Origin of the sequence: Coleofasciculus sp. C1-SOL-03 (assembly GCF_040220555.1) — a bacterium.
Classification (GTDB): Bacteria; Cyanobacteriota; Cyanobacteriia; order Cyanobacteriales; family Coleofasciculaceae; genus Coleofasciculus.
The window spans coordinates 1-18889 of the sequence record NZ_JAVJUO010000089.1; the positions used below are offsets into that span (position 1 = coordinate 1).

General features: G+C 46.1%; 12 protein-coding genes and 1 pseudogene. 8 read left to right on the top strand and 5 right to left on the bottom strand.

What is annotated here, in order from left to right; translation table 11 throughout:
- Positions 1-606: 606 nt before the first annotated feature.
- Positions 607-4440, bottom strand: a complete 3834-nt coding sequence (locus tag RIE73_RS15740) for a HEAT repeat domain-containing protein (RefSeq protein ID WP_446402068.1) — start codon at positions 4438-4440, stop codon at positions 607-609.
- A 313-nt stretch (positions 4441-4753) separates the two neighbouring features.
- Between RIE73_RS15740 and RIE73_RS15745 the strand changes: the two genes are divergently transcribed.
- From RIE73_RS15745 to RIE73_RS15760, 4 genes and pseudogenes are all read left to right on the top strand, one after another.
- Positions 4754-6685, top strand: a complete 1932-nt coding sequence (locus tag RIE73_RS15745) for an AAA-like domain-containing protein (protein ID WP_446402069.1) — start codon at positions 4754-4756, stop codon at positions 6683-6685.
- A 155-nt stretch (positions 6686-6840) separates the two neighbouring features.
- On the top strand, positions 6841-7227 hold the full coding sequence (locus RIE73_RS15750) for a 6-pyruvoyl trahydropterin synthase family protein (RefSeq protein WP_446402070.1): 387 nt from the start codon (positions 6841-6843) through the stop codon (positions 7225-7227).
- Positions 7228-7426: 199 nt separating this feature from the next.
- Positions 7427-7672 (top strand): annotated as a pseudogene (locus RIE73_RS15755) (FHA domain-containing protein); the annotation flags it as partial.
- A gap of 303 nt (positions 7673-7975) precedes the next feature.
- Positions 7976-8767 (top strand): DNA/RNA non-specific endonuclease, encoded by a 792-nt coding sequence (locus RIE73_RS15760; RefSeq protein WP_446402079.1) that lies wholly within the window; start codon positions 7976-7978, stop codon positions 8765-8767.
- A gap of 2 nt (positions 8768-8769) precedes the next feature.
- Here RIE73_RS15760 and RIE73_RS15765 read toward each other — a convergent pair whose 3' ends face one another.
- The 4 genes from RIE73_RS15765 to RIE73_RS15780 all read right to left on the bottom strand — a co-directional run bounded on the left by RIE73_RS15765 (position 8770) and on the right by RIE73_RS15780 (position 12160).
- Positions 8770-9159 (bottom strand): nuclease A inhibitor family protein, encoded by a 390-nt coding sequence (locus tag RIE73_RS15765; protein WP_446402071.1) that lies wholly within the window; start codon positions 9157-9159, stop codon positions 8770-8772.
- 13 nt (positions 9160-9172) lie between these two features.
- Positions 9173-10384 (bottom strand): DUF4336 domain-containing protein, encoded by a 1212-nt coding sequence (locus RIE73_RS15770; RefSeq protein WP_446402072.1) that lies wholly within the window; start codon positions 10382-10384, stop codon positions 9173-9175.
- 219 nt (positions 10385-10603) lie between these two features.
- On the bottom strand, positions 10604-11446 hold the full coding sequence (locus tag RIE73_RS15775) for a Uma2 family endonuclease (protein WP_446402073.1): 843 nt from the start codon (positions 11444-11446) through the stop codon (positions 10604-10606).
- 123 nt (positions 11447-11569) lie between these two features.
- Positions 11570-12160 carry a DUF6940 family protein gene (locus tag RIE73_RS15780; protein ID WP_446402074.1) on the bottom strand — a complete coding sequence of 197 codons (591 nt, stop codon included), beginning with the start codon at positions 12158-12160 and terminating at the stop codon, positions 11570-11572.
- 243 nt (positions 12161-12403) lie between these two features.
- On the opposite strand from RIE73_RS15780, the gene ligA reads away from it, so the two are divergent.
- From ligA to groL, 4 genes are all read left to right on the top strand, one after another.
- Positions 12404-14455: an NAD-dependent DNA ligase LigA gene (ligA, locus tag RIE73_RS15785; protein ID WP_446402075.1), complete on the top strand. Its 2052-nt coding sequence runs from the start codon at positions 12404-12406 to the stop codon at positions 14453-14455.
- Complete coding sequence (locus RIE73_RS15790; RefSeq protein WP_446402076.1) at positions 14440-14757, top strand: hypothetical protein; 318 nt, start codon at positions 14440-14442, stop codon at positions 14755-14757. Before ligA ends, RIE73_RS15790 begins: the two co-directional genes overlap by 16 nt.
- A 148-nt stretch (positions 14758-14905) precedes the next feature.
- Positions 14906-16573, top strand: a complete 1668-nt coding sequence (locus RIE73_RS15795) for a tetratricopeptide repeat protein (RefSeq protein ID WP_446402077.1) — start codon at positions 14906-14908, stop codon at positions 16571-16573.
- A gap of 164 nt (positions 16574-16737) precedes the next feature.
- Positions 16738-18417 (top strand): chaperonin GroEL, encoded by a 1680-nt coding sequence (groL, locus tag RIE73_RS15800; RefSeq protein ID WP_446402078.1) that lies wholly within the window; start codon positions 16738-16740, stop codon positions 18415-18417.
- The last annotated feature ends 472 nt before the right edge of the window (positions 18418-18889 follow it).

Consider the following 18889-nt stretch of genomic DNA (forward strand, 5'->3'; position numbering starts at 1 on the left):
ACCCGAAATAATATAACCTACTGTAGGGGCGACCCGCTGCATCAATCAACAACACCTGTCCTCTCAATTTTATCGGGTCGCCCTTTACCAAATTGGGTTGTCTTATGTAAACCCGGACAGGTTTCGTTGTTCATTTATCGGTAGGGAGGGCGGGTTTTGTTGTTCCTTGATTGGTGACACCTTCAATGTAGTCCCTAAACCCGCCCCTACAAATGATTGATGTCTTCTCCTGAATCAGGACAGGTTTCGTTGTTCATTTATCGGTGGGGAGGGCGGGTGCAAGTTGTGCATTCATTGGTGACGCCTTCAATTTAATCCCTAAACCCGCCCCTACAAATCATTGATGACAAATCAAATCATATCAGGTTCTGATGCTTGCCTAGAATCACAAGGCTATAAAAATAAAGGTTTCAATCATTTTTATTAAGACTATTTTACCCGAAATAATATAACCTACTGTAGGGGCGACCCGCTGCATAAATAAACAACACCTGTCCTCTCAACTTTATCGGGTCGCCCTGTGTTTAAACCCAAGACGGGTTAATAGAACAGGTGCAAGATAGGAGAGAAACCTGTTTGTAGTCGTCGCTTTAGCGACGCACCCGTTTAATGATTTTGTGTGAACTGCTTTAATGTCTTCTGGGCGAACTCCCGCACCTTCTCATCGGCATCATTTTCTGCCCTATCGCGCAATAATGTTAGCGTTTTGGGATGGTCAGGATATCGCTTGATGATGTTATCGAGTGCAATTTTTCGAGGGTTGTCTTCCCAGTCTTCCTCACGTTGAAAGGGGTCATTCATGGCGCAATTGTACAATAGCTCAAATAACCATGGCTCATCTTTCCATCTTTGGACTAATTCCTGTATCGCTGCACGTCGGACAAACCAATCATCATCAGATTGAAGTCGTTGTTTGAGTAGGGGTAAAGTATCTGGGTCATCTTTCCATCCTCTGGCTAATTCCTGTATCGCCGTATATCGGACAAACCCATCATCATCAGATTGAATTCGTTGTTTGAGCAAGGGTAAAGTATCCGGGTCTTGTTTCCATCCTCTCCCTAATTCCAACACGGCTGCACGTCGCACATACTTATCATCATCAGATTGAATCAGTTGTTTGAACAGGGGTAAAGTATCTGGGTCATTTTTCCATCCTCTGATTAATTCCAACACGGCTGCACCTCGGACATACCCATCATCATCAGATTGAATCCATTGTGTGAGTAGGGGTAAGGTATTTGGGTCTTGTTTCCATCCTTTAGCTAATTCCTGTATCGCCACACATCGCACATACCCATCATCATTAGATTGAATCAATTGTTTGAGCAGGGGTAAGGTATTTGAGTCTTGTTTCCATCCTTTCGCTAATTCCTCTATCGCCGCACGTCGCACATTCTCATGAGCATGAGATTGAATCAGTTGTTTGAGCAGGGGTAAAGTATCTGGGTCATTTTTCCATCCTTTAGCTAATTTATGTATCGCCGCACGTCGCACATTCTCATGAGCATCAGATTGAATCAGTTGTTTGAGCAGGGGTAAAGTATCTGGGTCATCTTTCCATCCTCTGGCTAATTCCAACACGGCTGCACGTCGGATATCCCAATTATCATCAGATTGAATCAGTTGTTTGAGCAGGGGTAAAGTATCTGGGTCTTCTTTCCATCCTTTGGCTAACTCCTGTATCGCCGCACGTCGGACATTCCCATTATCATCAGATTGAATCAGATGTTTGAGCAGGGGTAAAGTATCCGGCTCATCTTTCCATCCTTTAGCTAATTCCTGTATCGCCACACCTCGAACATTCTCATGAGCATCAGATTGAATTAGTTGTTTGAGCAAGGATAAAGTATCTGGGTCATCTTTCCATCCTTTCGCTAATTCCTCTATCGCCACACGTCGGACATACCCATTATCATCAGATTGAATCAGTTGTTTGAGCAGGGGTAAAGTATCTGGGTCTTTTTTCCATCCTTTCGCTAATTCCTCTATCGCCACGCCTCGGACATACCCATCATCATCAGATTGAAGCCGTTGTTTGAGTAGGGGTAAAGTATCAGGGTCTTGTTTCCATCCTCTGGCTAATTCCTGTATCGCCGCACCTCGGACATCGCTATTATCATCAGATTGAATTCGTTGTTTGAGCAGGGGTAAAGTATCTGGGTCTTCTTTCCAAGTTGTGGCAATTGCAGTAATTGCTTGAGTACGAATTCCTTTAACTAGGTCGAGAAACTCAACAACTCTATTAGAGTAAGGCATAAGGATCATATAACCATACTCTGTTAATCCTTTCAATCGCTCAAGCAATTGATTATCCACCGCTACTATCCCCTGCCGATTCTTTACCTCCTCCAAACACTGCGCCGCCAGAAACACATTCATAAACTTCTCATCTTCCCCCTCCTGATTCATCAGATACTCAATAATCTCCCCCGCAAACCTTGACTCCTCCATCATCCCCACAATCAACCGCAAAACCTCATGCCAAGACTCATCCCGCCAATGCTTGCCGAAAACCTCCGTTTTCAACCCCTCCAGTGATAATCGCTGCGTCTCCTTAAACTGCCAAATAAACTCCCACGCACAGAAATATTCCAAAAACGTCCGATGCACAAACCCATAATAATCCGCCCCCAAATAACAGAGAATAAAATTACGTTCCCGTAATTGACGAATCAGTACCCGCGCCACTAACCGCGCCTGATTCACGTCGATAGTTCTCAAATACTCGGTTAAAATCCGTTCTAAATCCTCCGCCCGAATCAAATTCCCCGCCAATCCCTGATCCGTGGCTTGCATAAAAGACGCCACCCGGCGCAACATTGCCTGTTTATCTTTATAATCAATCGTTTTCGGATCAAGGCGGGAATCCTCAATTAACGCCCGTTCCACATCCCATTGATGCAGTAAAACTCGCGACGCTTGATGATACAATTCCGGTCTATCTCTGGGTAACTCCTGATTCCGATTTAAAATTGCCATCATCGTCAGCAATAGCGGATTTCCGGCTAATTCCTGAATTGCTTTTGACGTATCAATTGCCCGTTGTAATCGTTCCCGCTTCCAACCCTTATCCACTTCATCAGTAAAGGTTAATTCATGCCAACGATAGATAAAATCCTGAATCTGTTTCTCATCCAACTCTTGCAACAGGAAATGGTCAAACTCCGCATCCCGTAATCGCTGCGGCTTATACCCAATCACGCGAGAGGTGACAATTACCTGCACATCGGGATACTCATTGGTGAAGCGATGAATATCAGTAATCACATCCTCCCGTTTTCCCGGATCAAATACCTCATCCAACCCATCAAACAGCATCAACACATTCCCCGCCTTTAACTGTTCCTGGAGTTGATGCTGATTCAGATGACAAATCGCCCCACTACTTTGATGCAAAAACTCTAAGAAATTTTGGCATTGTCCTAAATCCCGATTCCGCATATAGGTGCGTAATTCAATTAATACCGGAATCGCTAGGGAAATCGCATTCTGTAGCGGCGACTGGGCATAAATTAATGCCAGATATTGTAATAACGTAGACTTCCCCGAACCCGGATCACCTAAAATCACCAAATAGGGATAATTTCGTTGATCATTAATCACATCCAAAACCGACTGTATCGGCGCGTCTGAATACACCCGTTGATAGCGGTCTAATTCCCCGAACTGAAACTCTGAATCTAATTGATCCGTTTCCCGCAATCGCCGCTGATATTCCTTGGGCAATTCATACACTTGCGGCAAAACTTCATGGACTTTTCGCACGTTTTGTGCTATGAATATTCGCCATAACTTCAGCGCATTATAAGCACAGCCTGTGGTATCCAAACTATCTAAGCGCAGATTGCCATACGCTTCCCGTAACCCCTCCTGATAGCGGCGCAAATCGAACTCAGGTATAATCCCCCCAGACTCCTGAGTATAACGTGCGATCGCCTCCAACTTCTGCGAATCCAAAATCTCCCGCAATTCAGGCGATTCCCGGATTAACGCCTTGACTTTTCTGAGATACCGCTTCCCCACCTGTTCCCAATCAAACTCTTCTGGGAGCGATCGCAGGTTAAGCTGATACCATAGATTCCCCAACCCCTGCGTATCCAAACTCGAACACTCATCCTGAAACCCACTCCCCAGAATCCCCTTCACTGAGGAATTGTGAATAAACTTGGTTAACGCCGGAGAATACTCCTCCACCTCCACCTCCGATACCTCAGCATCTTCCAACTCCTGCTGTACCAACACCAGAAACTCTTTCAACGCTTTCCCGACAACCGTATTCAGGGTATCGTTCTCAAAACGCCCGGAAAAATCCCGAATACAATCCTTAAGAAAATCTTTCGTGTAATCTTCCAGCGTTCCCTTCGCCAGAGGCGCTAACACATCCCGAAACACAAAGCCAGTAACGGAATAGACACCCCAAGCCGCGAACCAATCCAGCATGACTCTCGCATTCGTCTCTATTTTGTATCGAGTATAACTGTAGAATCACAGTCTTGATTGATTACCGTCTGCCCTCTGCCCTCGCTCCTCCGGTTTTCACTGTATGTTTAATATTACACTTGTAAGACAGTGACGCCACAGTTTATGCTTTAATGATAAAAAAATAAGCATAAATTGATTCGCTTTCTTATTCAGCGATTTTATTCAGGAATTTCAGAACTTTCACTGAAGGGAACCTTCGGATTATTCAGAAAATTCAGAAAATTCAGTTTTATGCTAGCGTGGTCATCAGAGGTATGAATTGGAATGCCAGATGGCAGATGCAGAGGTCATAAGACTGGTCGAATTAGCCGAGTATTGGATTGCCCAGAAGACAGGAAACGTACTAAACGACGCCCAAAAGACTATCCTGAGTCAAGCCTTAGCGGGTAAGAAACTCAAAACCATTCAGGTTATGGGCTATAGCCAAAATACTGTCCAGCGAGATTTAGCGCCGAAGTTATGGAAACAGTTGTCTGAAGTCACCGGAAAACGAGTGACGATTAAAACGTTACGTTTAATCCTCGCAGGATTGCCAGACGCAGATACCGAGAACTCCGAGACTCTGACTCCCCCACCGCCTCCCCCAGTCAGTACAACCACCTTCCCCTCTCCCATCTGGGAACTACCTGGAGGACAACTGGATTTAGCTTCACCCTGCTATGTCGAACGTCCAGCCGATGAATCTCGCGCCTATGAAGAAATAAGTAAGCCGGGAAGTTTGATTCGGATCAAAGCGCCACGACAAATGGGCAAAACCTCCCTAATGGTACGATTACTCTATCACGCCGAACGACAAGGATGTCAGTCTGTCGCCTTAAACTTTGAGTTAGCGGAACGGGACGTCTTTGCGGATTTAAATCAATTCCTGCAATGGTTTTGTGCTACTGTTACCGATGACTTACACCTGCCGATTCAGTTAGAAAACCGTTGGAGTAAGTTTTTGGGCAGTAAAAAAAACTGTACCAATTATTTTGAAAAATATTTATTACCCACCCTGAAAACTCCCCTGATTTTAGGACTCGACGCCGTAGACCGAATTTTCCCGCACGAACAGGTCGCCGATGACTTTTTCGGTTTACTCCGGGCTTGGCATGAAAAGGCAAAACAACATGAAATTTGGAAAAACTTTCGCCTGATTATTGTCCATGGCACAGAAGTTTATATTCCCCTAAGTAACGACCAATCCCCCTTTAATGTCGGATTACCGATTGAATTATCCGAATTTGACGCCCATCAGGTGCAAGATTTAGCCTTGCGCTATGGATTAGACTTCACCTGGAATGATGTCAAAGAACTAATGGCAATGGTGGGAGGACATCCCCATTTAATCCGATTAGCCTTGTATAAAATTGCCCGTCAGGATATTACCTTAAACCAACTCCTAGAAGACGCCCCCACTGAAACCGGAATCTATGCGGATCATTTGCGCTTACATCGCTGGAATTTAGAGAAACATCCCGACTTAGCCGACGCCCTCACCCAAATCCTGGAAGCCGATCGCCCGGTGCAGCTAAAAGGCGCGATCGCGTTTAAACTTAATAGTATGGGATTAGTCTATCTGGTAGGAAATCAGGTGAGTATTCGTAATGATTTATACCGCCAGTATTTCTGCGATCGCCTGCATCCAGAAAAACCTCAAAGCCAAGACGCCAAAAAATACCAATGCCGAATTATTCCCCATTCTCTCGGTGATAATGTCTTAGCCGCTATTGTCTTTACCGATATCAAAGACTCTACTCAAAAACAGCATGAAAACCAGCAACCCACCCTAGCCGCCATCCATCGCGACCTCAAACTAATGACCAAATTATGCCACCAATTTGAAGGAGAAGTTCTCAAATCCATGGGCGATGGATTACTGATGTACTTTGTCTCCGCCGTCAAAGCCGTTGATTGTTCCCAAACCATTCAAAAAACCCTCTCCCTCGCCGCTAGAGGATTACCAAATGAGGCGGTATTACAACATCGAATTGGCATTCACTTAGCCGATGTTTTTTTCAATGGCACCGATGTACAAGGAGATGGCGTCAATATTGCCGCCCGTTTACAATCTCAGGCAAAACCCGGTGGAATTTGTATTTCCTGGATAGTGTATGAAGCGGTCAAAAATCACCTACAATTACACGTCACCGATAGTGAACATCGCCTCTTAAGAGGAATTGACGAACCCATGTTATTATATCAAATCAGTGTTGACGGATAGAATAGTTTGGCAAAAGGTAGGGGCGGGTTTCATATCATTTGAAATGGTGCGTTACGCTACGCTAACGCACCCTACACCCGCTGTTCCCTGTTCCCTGTTCCCTGTTCCCTAATCTCAACCGTTCACGTTAATTGTGTCCACCTACTTAACCAAATATGTCTAAATGGAAACTGGTAACCGAATTTACATTTGATAGCGCCCATTACATCAAAGACTACGATGGACCTTGTGGTCGGATGCATGGACATACCTATACAGTACGATTAGAAGCCACATCTTCAACCCTGCACGCCTCAGAACACTGTCCCCATCCGGTTATGGTGGCTGATTTCAAAAGCTTGCGCTGGGCAAAAAAAGATGTCACCAAAGGCGGGTTAGATCACGGAATTTTGAATCAAATATTACCGGATAATTACGAAACCACCGCCGAAATGATCGCCCAATACATTTATGACGAAACCAAAAAACGCATTCCCGAAGGCGTACAACTCAAAGTTGCTGTCTCAGAAACCCCGAATAGCTGGGTAGAATATGAGGCATGATACTAAGGATAATGATAATATAGAAAAAATTGAAATATCGTAGGGTTGGTATTGCCCACCAGTCTGAAATTATGTACCCTTGAAATTAATATATAGGGGTGAGGGCGCAAGGATGACGCCCCTACATGCGTTTTTTTAGGTTGGCAAAACCTTGTTGTAAAAAAATGAATTCTACCTTGCATAAATGGTGATATAAACAATGCAAAGCAATAGCTCAATACCAGTCAGACTGTTTCACCTCCAGACCTCGACTCTAATTCAGATACCAGAGAATTTGACGATAATTCGTATCGGAAAACCCAATTTTAATTGGTCACCTGATATTGATATTTCCAATCTGCCCAACTCTGAGATTGCTTCCTTCTCTCATGCTGAAATTAAGATTCAGGGAAATGCTTACTTTATTGAAGACTTGGGAAGCGCGAATGGAACGTTTCTCAATCACTCCCGCCTGACGCCATTCACACCCTACCAGCTTCATTTGGGAGACAGAATAGACTTGGGCAAAGACGAGCTGTTGACGTTTTTGTTTCAAAAAGCAAGGCGAAAGTTTTTTGCGGCTAACCGTTCTCGATTTAGAAACGACAGACAAACATCAGCTCCGAACAATACGGTGTCAACGTCGGTTGACCAATCTACAAATCAATCAAACGCGCCAACAAGATCTGGGTCTAATCTTATATTTAATCATCTGCCCTTTATATTTAATCGCCAATTAATCGGAGGGCGGAGTTACAGAGTAATTAGAATGGGAGTCTTTTTAATTGCCATATTTTTAATAGGTTGGTTCATGGCTCTGCTATTGCAGGAGACAACCTCTAACGTTCACCTTACTCTTGGTAATCCGAGTAATGCGACTTCCAACCCGAATAATCCTAAAAACTACCTGATGGAAAAGCCACAGTATGCGCTATCTTATAACAACAGCCAAGGGATTCCCAATTGGGTAAGCTGGCAGTTAAATCAGAGCTGGTTAGGCAATGTTGAGCGAAGCAACGACTTTCGTCCTGATACCGCGCTACCATCCGGATGGTATCAGGTGCGACCGACTGACTACATAGGCAGCAGCTATGATCGGGGACACTTGATACCTTCTGGCGATCGCACTCGTACTCCAGACGATAACAGTGCTACATTCCTAATGACGAACATCATTCCTCAAGCTCCACAAAATAATCGGGAGGTATGGCGGGAACTGGAAGAGTATTCACGAGAGTTGGTCAATCAAGGTAAAGAACTCTACATCATTGCCGGGGGTGTAGGCTCAAAGGCTACACTACAGGGTAAGATAACAGTGCCACAGCAAACCTGGAAAGTGATTGCGGTGCTAGATCGTCCAGGTCAGGGCGTTCGGGGAATAACGAGCAACACTCGGCTGATTGCGGTGATGATACCCAATTCGGAGCAAGTTGCTGGAATGGACTGGCGAGACTATCAGGTATCTGTTGACGTGGTGGAAGCAGCAACAGGCTATAATTTCCTATCAAATGTCCCTAATTCGATCCAGAATGAGATTGAGAGCCGACTCGATAACGGGTAAACTTACGTCTCTACTACCTTAGTTGAAAGACCTGCCACTGTCCCCTCTGGTGTTTTACCTACGATGTAGATATCGATTGTGGTACTCCCTAAACGGTAAACCTGAATATCGGTGAGACAATCTGAGAGCGTTTGTTTCAAGGCTTGATATCGCTTTACCTGTGCCTTTTCCGCTTCATTGTGCCAATCCTCCTCTGTAGTAGCTGGGGCGAAAAACTGATCAAGGGTCTGGACTTCGATAGGTGTATCTGGTGGATAGCCAGCACGTTCTAACACCAGCGCTGAGGTGAGAATGTCTGTATTGTCCCAGGTGAAAACCTCAAATGGGTAATTGGCTTCGCTTATCCAGAGTAGACCCTCTGAACTCTTCTTTAGCTGGTCGATTTCGTTCATAGTTCTAGAGGAATTACACTGGCGGTAAAATACCCCGCCGCTTTAGGGTTTCTTCAATTTGCCGTAACAGTTCAAAATCCTTATCGGGCAACGGATAATTGCCTAAACTCCCGCCATTTTCACTACCCTTTAAATCCGGTTCCAGGAACCCAAACGCTTGGCGAAACTGTTCCTGATTTGCCGCAATTGAACCCTCCAAATGACAGGGAATAATCCGTTCCAACTCCCAACTGGCTACCTTATCCACCCAGTTCAACGTTTCTTTCGGGGCGCGATTCAGAATCAAAGTTTGCAGAATTGGCGCGACAAAGGGACGCCCATTCCCCCGCAAGGCGTCAAAGGATTTCCACCAATGGGGTTTCCATTTGAAGGGAAATAAACCGAAATAGGCTTGCTTTGACCAATCCGGTGCCTTTCGCGCCTCCCGTAACGCCTGCGTAAAGGGTATTGTGTCCAAGGCGCTGGGGCGGAAGAAAAATGCAAACAGACAGATGCGTTGCCATCCCTTGCGCCGAGTCATCTTATTATCGATAACGATATCCAAGGCATGATCTCTAGCATGGAATAATAACGGATAGGGATCAAGTTGGGCGATCGCAGGCGGATTTTCGGGTACACTAACGATAGTATCCGTCACCAGAAGCGTGCGCGATCGCTTGTGCCAAAATCCCACTTCGGCAAAGGGTCCCAACCCCAAATTCACTGGACCCAATACAGCATAATCAAATTCATCAGCAAAAGGCGTTTGGCGACTATCGGCGGGTAAAACATGAGTCCGTTTCCTGGGAAACCCCAGCCAACTCAGGGGCAAATTCACCGGATAACTCCACTGGTGCGGCGCAACAAACACCTGGGCGTTGGGAAACTTGCGGGCAAAGGGACCGACAAACACTTTATGCTCAATCCCCGACACCGTGGGTAGAATGATATAGTTTACCTCACCATGCTCTGCCACCAATTCCTGAACCAGCCGGATGCATTCCGGCGTTGGCGCAACAGGCGCATAAATCAACAGCCCTCCAGCATCCAGCTTAATCACCGTCATCCGAATAGGTACAACCACATAGAGAATCCCCTGAATCTGGTCAAATGTCCAAATCCTATCCTTGACGACTTCCACCCGGATAGTGCGTCGTTTGCCATAAGGATACAGGGGTACAGGAAACCAAAGCGACCATGACCAGTCTTGAGAGTGGATGCTCGGATGACCCTGGTGTTCCTGCATCTGCGGTTCATTCCTCCTGTATTTTCTAAAGACTCAACCTGTTGGGCGGAAAATTTCCCCTATTATTCTACAACCGGAAGCGCCCCCACCAAAACGCTGTACTGGCTTGACACAGCTAAAATGGCGGATTAGATTTTACCATTGAATCGGGCGCAAGTCTTTGCGCCCCTACGGTTTCGCGGCTAATGGTTAATTCATCAAATAAGGTGTGCCACGCCACTACTCTATCTGTCCCGAATCCGGGTCAATGCCCATGGCTCTTAATCGTTCCGCCAATCTTGCCGCTTTTTGCTCGGCTTGTTCGGCGCGTTGGTGTTCTTGTTCAGCACGTTGGCGTTCTTGTTCAGCACGTTGACGTTCTTGTTCAGCGCGTTGACGTTCTAATTGGGCGCGTTCTTCACCAATTAACAAAAGATTGCCTTCACTATCCCACCAACGCAGCCAATATTGAGTTTGATTTTGATAAGTCCCGTGCCAAAGTCCCAGTTCTACTCCTAAGGGCGTAATCGGATAGTGACCCCGTTCATTCGGTTGGAGTTTTTGATAATAAAAATTCAGCCAATTATAAACCTCCAGTTTGCTATTTTTGACTTCACAAATGCCATAGTAGGGAATGCGAATAATCCGTTCATACACCCAGAATTTACCGGGTTTAGTGGTTTCTCCTTCAGCCCAAACCGATAAGGGTGTAGCATCTCGTTCCTCGTCTCCATTGCCACTGGCAAATTCTAAGGCAATCATTGGTGCCATCAATTCCCGCCAGAGAACATAAGAACGGCGAATTTCACCATTCAGTAATGGGGGAACATTGGGAACATAGAACCAATCGGGAGCTTCTGCACCTTTTTCTGGGGGTTCGGTTTCGCGCCAGTAGATACCGCAGTCTTGTCCAATGGCGTAGTCACCATCAGGATGAAGTTGCTGCAAAACTGGACCAATGGAATCGGTCAAAATAATACTTTGAGGATGTTCTTGGAAATTTTTCACAAAGGTGCCATCAGATTCGGGTAGTTGAGTATGGTCAGGAAAGGCAGGGGGTAAATCAATTTTGGTTTGAGTCATGTCTTAATCACAGGTAATAGAGAATCTACTCAATTTCAGGGTTGGTCTAGCACTTATATTTGAATAGTGTGACACAATTGTTCGGCTTAATCAGAGGAGTCGGGCGGGCAAGGGTTATCAAGTTTAAATAACTTTGTATGGCTGGTATGTGTAATACTTCGGGCGTGAATCGAGCCGAATATGCAACCAATACACCCCTAAACCTGAAGTGCTTACCCAGGTAGGACGCGGATTCAGTCGTTGTTCTAACGCTGACCCCACATTTTGCCACAAGGCGTGCTGCTGATGTTCGGGTGCTTCACGCATAAAAGCCGCCAAATGGCAGTATGGAGACATAGAGGCTTGGGGACAAGGCACAACTAGCAACGCATCCTTTCCCAGATTTGGGAATGTCACAATTGACTCGTTCTCACCTGCGGCGGAAAAATGGCGGGCAAAATCACTGGGATCAGCTTGTACATTTGCCAGGGATGGACTATTGACGAGAACAAACTCGAATACCTGGTTTACTGTCGCGTCGGTGATAGGTGGAGTTTCCCAGAAAAAGGCGGAAAATGGAGTATCAGCGAGTAGGGAGATGAAGAATGTCCGAAAAGCTGGGTTATCCTGCCATAGTTGGATGATGTCGGAGTAGAGAATTGGGTTACTATTGGACAGAAGACAAATCTTCTGTATCCGACCCTGGTTGAGTGATTCGATGGATGATTTCCACATTGAGAGATCCGGTATTTTGTTTGATGATTAGACAAGTCGCTTGTTTACTAAGTATAATCGTTTAGTTTTATTGTAAATAAGTTAAATGAATGGATGAGTTTTGGATGTTGTTCAGTGCAGGTAAACGTCCAAGTTTATGTAGCTTTTCAACGCAGAGGGACGCAGAGGTTCGCGCAGAGGTTCGCAGAGGGAGTGTAAGTATTGGGAAAAAGATTTTATAGAAGGACAAAGGATGAAGGACAAATGACAAATGACGAAGGACAAATGACGAATGTTAAACAGCGGGTTCAAGAACTGCGAAACCTATTGCAACAAGCGAGTTATGCTTACTATGTCCGCGATAATCCCATTATGGAGGATGCGGTCTATGACCAACTCTATCGGGAATTACAAGACTTAGAAACCCAGTATCCTGAGTTAGTCACGCCGGATAGTCCGACTCAGCGCGTGGGCGAGAAACCTGCATCAGAATTTTCCTCGGTTCGCCATAATATCCCCCTTTATAGTTTAGAGAATGCGTTTAATTTAGAGGAGTTGGCGAAGTGGCAAGAACGATGGCAACGTTATGCGCCGGATGTCAAGGATGTTGAGTATGTCTGTGAACTGAAGATCGATGGTTCCGCGATCGCACTCACGTACAAAGACGGTATATTGGTGCGGGGAGTTACACGGGGCGATGGTGTCACGGGGGAAGATATTACCCAGAATATTCGCACGATTCGTTCGATTCCTTTACGGTTAAGTACGGAAACACCGCCGCCAATTGTAGAAGTGCGAGGCGAGGCGTTTTTACCCTTGGATGTGTTTGAAGGGATTAATCGGGAACGAGAAGCCGCTGGGGAAGCATTATTTGCCAATCCTCGGAATGCAGCGGCGGGTACGTTGCGCCAATTAGATCCGAAAATCGTCGATCGCAGACAGTTGGATTTCTTTGCCTATACGTTACATCTTCCCGGATCAGAGGAACAGGAAACCGTACCAACCCTCAAGTCTCAATGGGAAGCGTTGGAATTCCTGCGGGATTTAGGATTCCGGGTGAATCCGCATCGGGAACGTTGCGCGTCTCTAGCAGAGGTGGAGGAGTATTATAAATATTGGGATAGTCAACGACGTGATTTACCCTACATGACGGATGGGGTGGTAGTGAAGCTGAACTCGTTTTCGCTACAAGATCAGTTAGGCTTTACCCAAAAATTTCCCCGATGGGCGATCGCACTCAAGTATCCGGCGGAAGAATCCCCCACACTGCTGCAAAAGGTTACAGTTCAGGTGGGACGAACGGGTGCATTAACCCCAGTCGCCGAACTCAAACCCGTACAGCTAGCCGGGACAACGGTTTCACGGGCGACGTTACATAACCGCGATCGCATCGAGGAATTAGATCTGCATCTCGGCGATACCGTGATTGTTCGCAAAGCTGGGGAAATTATCCCCGAAGTCGTGCGCGTACTTCCAGAATTGCGTCCATCGGAGGCTAAACCCGTACAAATGCCTACTGATTGTCCGGTGTGCCATCAACCCGTTGTGCGTCCCCCAGGGGAGGCGGTAACGCGCTGTATTAATGCCTCTTGTCCCGCAATTGTCAAAGGTTCACTCAACCATTGGGCAAGTCGTGGTGCATTGGATATCAACGGGTTAGGAGAAAAGCTGGTGAATCAGCTAGTCGATTCCGGTTTAGTTCATTCCGTTGCGGACCTTTATCAACTTACTTTAGATCAATTAACCGATTTAGAACGCATGGGGGAAAAATCCGCCCAGAAATTAATCAACCAAATAGAACAATCCAAAACCCAACCCTGGTCACGAGTTCTCTATGGTTTAGGAATTCGCTATGTGGGTACTGTAAATGCTCAAATTTTAGCACAACAGTTTCCTAGTGTAGAGCAATTAGCAGCAGCCCGTGTTACTGATATTGAAAGCGTCTATGGAATTGGATCAGAAATTGCCCAATCGGTGTATGATTGGTTTCGAGTTCCCAGTAATCAGACTTTAATCAATCGACTGCGAGAAGCAAATTTGCAACTGGCGGGTGAACCCAAGGAAGCATCTGCGGAGGCAAAATCTCAACCGTTGCAGGGAAAAACCTTTGTGATTACCGGAACCTTACCCACACTGAAGCGAGATGAAGCCAAAAAATTAATTCAAAACGCTGGCGGTAAAGTGACCAGTTCAGTAAGTTCTAAAACGGATTATGTGTTAGTTGGTGAAGATGCCGGATCGAAGTTAGAAAAAGCCCAAGAATTAGGGATTAATCAGATCAGCGAATCTGACCTTTTACAATGGTTGAAGGAATAGGTTATAACTCAATTATAGGGGCGGGTTTAGGGACAATTGTAGGGGCGGGTTTAGGGACAATCGTAGGGGCGGGTTTAGGGACAATTGTAGGGGCGGGTTTAGGGACAATTATAGGGGCGGGTTTAGGGACAATTGTAGGGGCGGGTTTAGGGACAATTGTAGGGGCGGGTTTAGGGACTAAATTCAGCTATTCACCAATAAAGGAACAACAAAACCCGCCCTCCCCACCTTTAACTTTACTTTTGTCCAACTACTTATTGAATGATTCAATTTGCGATGAACGTCCTGCACCGTTTTCTTAACCCCGAAACCTGTCTATTGTTAAATTAACCTTAACCTTAATATAGCGTTTCCAAATGAGTTGTAAACTTAGAAGGTCTTTTCTTGTTGTACTTAAAAACTCTATATCCCTTTCCCCTGTTGCCTGTTCCTTAATATATTTTTACATCAATGAAACTCAAACTGATACTGACGGCGCTATTCCTGACCATCGCTAATCCAGTTGCTGCTGCACCTGCAAAAGATACCGAGTTGGTTCAAGGCGAAGTCATAATGTTGACTTCTCTGGCGGGAGACTACACAACCATTGGACAACCGGAACAAGCTATCCAACTTTTAGAGGAAGCTTTGGCACTTAATCAAAGGATTACAGCTCCCTGCCAAAAGCTGGAATTTTTAGCCGATGTTGCAGGTCATTATGCCTTTGCCGGACAAGAAACTGAAAGTTCAGCATTATTTGCTCAGGCTCGAGCGATTCTGGAAGTGACTAAAAATGGCGGGTGTGGTATCGAACCATCTTCATCAGGCTGGAATGATCCAGAGACTTGGATAGCTGGAGCAGTTGTCGGTCATCTCCAAGCAGGTAGGAATGACATCGCCTTGAGAATCGCTAGGAGTTTTGGGGAAAGTTCTCTTGAAGAGATATTGGAAATCCTATCATTAAGCTACACCGGTCCAGGCTTAGTTGAAATACTAAGCGAGTTAACCGAACATTATCGCCGAACGGGTCAGGATGACAAAATTAATCCTTCTCCTCAAGCGCCCTCTCCTCAAGAGCAAGCACAAAAGAAACAAAAAAAACTGCATCGCTGTTTTGTTCCAGAAGAAGCAGATACCTTGTCATCAATAAGGCAAATTATAGACGCTTTAGATCAACAACAGCTCAGTCAAATTCTCCAAATCTGTGAAGGAGTAGAACTAACCGAACAAATGCCTGAAGTTCCTGTACAGACGTTTAAGGCTCTTGAACAAACAGTTTTAGCGGCACAAGGGATTGCTGATCCTGTTGAGCGAATTCCTACAATCATCGCAGTTGCCAATATATATGCACAGTTGCAGGAGGAGACAGAAGCTAACCAGCTTCTCAACCAAGCGCTGTCAGAGCTACAAATAGTTACAGACTTTATGCGTGGAGACTCGGCTGAGTCTTCTAGCCTAAGTATCGCTGATTGGAGACCAATTTTAGAAGCCTATGTTCAAGCCGGACAAACAGAGCGAGCAATTCAATTGGCAAATGAGCTATCGGGATGGGATCGAGCTTCTGCATTAGGTACAATCGCGCAGAATCATGCATCCCAAGGGCAATATCAGCAGGCGATGGAGACGGCTCGAATGATCGAAAGTCCACACATTAATACTGTATTACATTCGATTGCACGTCATTCTGCATCCCAAGGGCAATATCAGCAGGCAATTGAGACGGTTCTAATGATCGAGGCTCTGGAATTTGAAAATAAAGCTAGCATCCTTTACAACATCATTCAACAGGCTATTGAAGCCGAGGAATTAGACTGGGCAATGCAAACAATTCAGTCGATTAATTGGACGAGACAGGCAACTCACTCAATAAATCAGGAACTGGAATCGGCACAAGATAGAAGTCTCCTGTATCGCAACAAACTGTTATTGGCGATCGCTCGCCAATATTCGGAGTCAAGGCAGTTTGATCGCGCTCTGGAAGTGGTGGAAAAGATGGACGGGGACGTAATCGGTAACATTCGTCGGGTTAAGGCATTAGCCGCGATCGCTCGCCAATATGCTGAAGTCGGTCAGCCTGGAGAAGCTACGAGGTTGCTGAAACAAGCCGTAGACATTGCTCGCTCTATATCGCCTCTGTGAATAGGTTTCAATTCCCCAGCTCCCAGACGCGCCATGGCGCGTCTCTACATGCTTCCCCAGCTTCCTGCCTTCTACCGTAATAACCGAACCCCTCCCGAATTAGCACTCACGTAACAAGAGTGCTAAATTTGCTAATGGAGTAACGAGCAAGTATTGGGAACCCTATGGCAAAAATCGTTTCGTTTAACGAAGAATCACGGCGATCCCTAGAACGGGGAGTCAATGCTCTGGCAGATGCAGTCCGGATTACCCTTGGACCCAAAGGGCGGAATGTACTGCTAGAGAAATCCTTTGGCGCTCCCCAGATTGTTAATGATGGTATCACCGTCGCCCAAGACATTGAAATTGAAGATCCCTTAGAAAATACGGGGGCGCGACTGATTCGAGAAGTCGCCTCCAAGACCAAAGAAATTGCTGGAGACGGTACCACAACCGCTACCGTCCTGGCACAGGAGATGATTCGGGAAGGACTCAAAAACGTTGCAGCTGGTGCTAATCCAGTGGCTGTACGTCGAGGAATTGAGAAAACCGTTAATCATCTGGTTAAAGAAATTGAGTCCATGGCTCAACCCGTCGTTGGCGAGGCGATCGCCCAAGTCGCCACTGTCTCCGCCGGGAACGACGAGGAAGTCGGGCAAATGATTGCCCAGGCGATGGACAAAGTAACCAAGGATGGCGTAATTACCGTAGAAGAGTCAAAATCGCTTTCCACCGAACTGGAAGTCGTGGAAGGGATGCAAATTGACCGGGGTTACCTCTCCCCCTACTTTGTCAGTGATCAGGAACGGATGATGGTGGAATTTGAAGATTCCTATATCCTGATTACTGATAAAAAAATTAATAACATCCAAGAATTAGTTCCCGTCCTGGAAAAAGTTGCCCGTGCCAGCAAACCCCTACTGATTATCGCCGAAGATGTGGAAGGGGAAGCCTTAGCTACCCTGGTGGTAAACAAAGCACGAGGCGTTCTCAACGTCGCCGCCGTCAAAGCACCGGGATTTGGCGATCGCCGCAAGCAGATGCTGCAAGATATTGCGGTTCTGACTGGGGGTCAGCTCATTTCCGAAGAAATTGGTCTCAGCTTGGATACCGCTTCTGTGGAGATGCTGGGAACGGCGCGGAAAATCACCATTGATAAAGACTCCACCACCATTGTCGCCAGTGGTGAAACCAAGCCAGAAGTGGACAAGCGCATTGCCCAAATCCGCAAACAGCTTAACGAAACCGATTCTGAGTACGACAAAGAGAAACTGCAAGAGCGGATTGCTAAACTTGCAGGTGGTGTGGCAGTAATTAAAGTCGGTGCTGCCACAGAAACAGAACTCAAAGACCGCAAACTGCGGATTGAAGACGCCCTGAATGCCACCAAAGCCGCGATCGATGAAGGGATTGTTCCTGGCGGTTCAACCACGTTGATTCGCTTAATTTCCAAGGTTGATGGCGTCAAAGCTAGCCTAGGTGCTGAAGAGCAAATCGGTGCAGATATTGTTGCCAAAACCTTAGAAGCCCCCCTGCGTCAGATGGCAGATAATGCTGGGGTTGAAGGTGCGGTGATTGTCGAGAAAGTCCGAGAAAGCCAAGGCAATACGGGCTATAATGCCGCGACAGGCAAGCTAGAAGACTTGATTGCTGCTGGTATTCTCGATCCGGCTAAAGTTGTGCGTTCAGCCCTTCAGAATGCAGGTTCTATTGCCGGGATGGTTCTAACCACCGAAGCCCTAGTTGTCGAGAAACCTGAGCCGCAACCCGCTGCGCCTGACATGGGCGGTATGGGCGGCATGGGCGGCATGGGCGGCATGGGCGGCATGGGTATGGGTGGCATGGGCGGCATGGGCATGATGTAGTCCTCACCCATCTCTTATAGTTCATGACTGAAGCAGTTTGTCTAGTTAGACAGGCTGCTTTTTGATTGCTGATTGGGGAAGAGGTAATTAGACCTGCAAAATTGATTACGTTAATGTGTAGGGGCGGGTTTAGGGATTAACTTTGATAGTTCATACTAACTGGAATACAAAACCCGCCCTGCCTATAAACGTTATGAATAAGATTATATTGATTGACCAACGAACGGATTAGAGGGCGGGTTTTGACCTACAGGTTATCGACAGTATCCAAAGTGAACGGCTAAACCCGCCCCTACAGGGGATTTGTCGGAGTAGACATCCACAGTTTAAGATTTGCCGATCGCCTATTTTTTGGGTAACACTGGATCAGGTAATCACAGATCAGGATTAAATCCTGCATGGTTCCTATTGGCATTCTTCTCAAACGGCGCATTTAATTATTGCTGATTGGGGAAGAGGTAATTAGACCTGC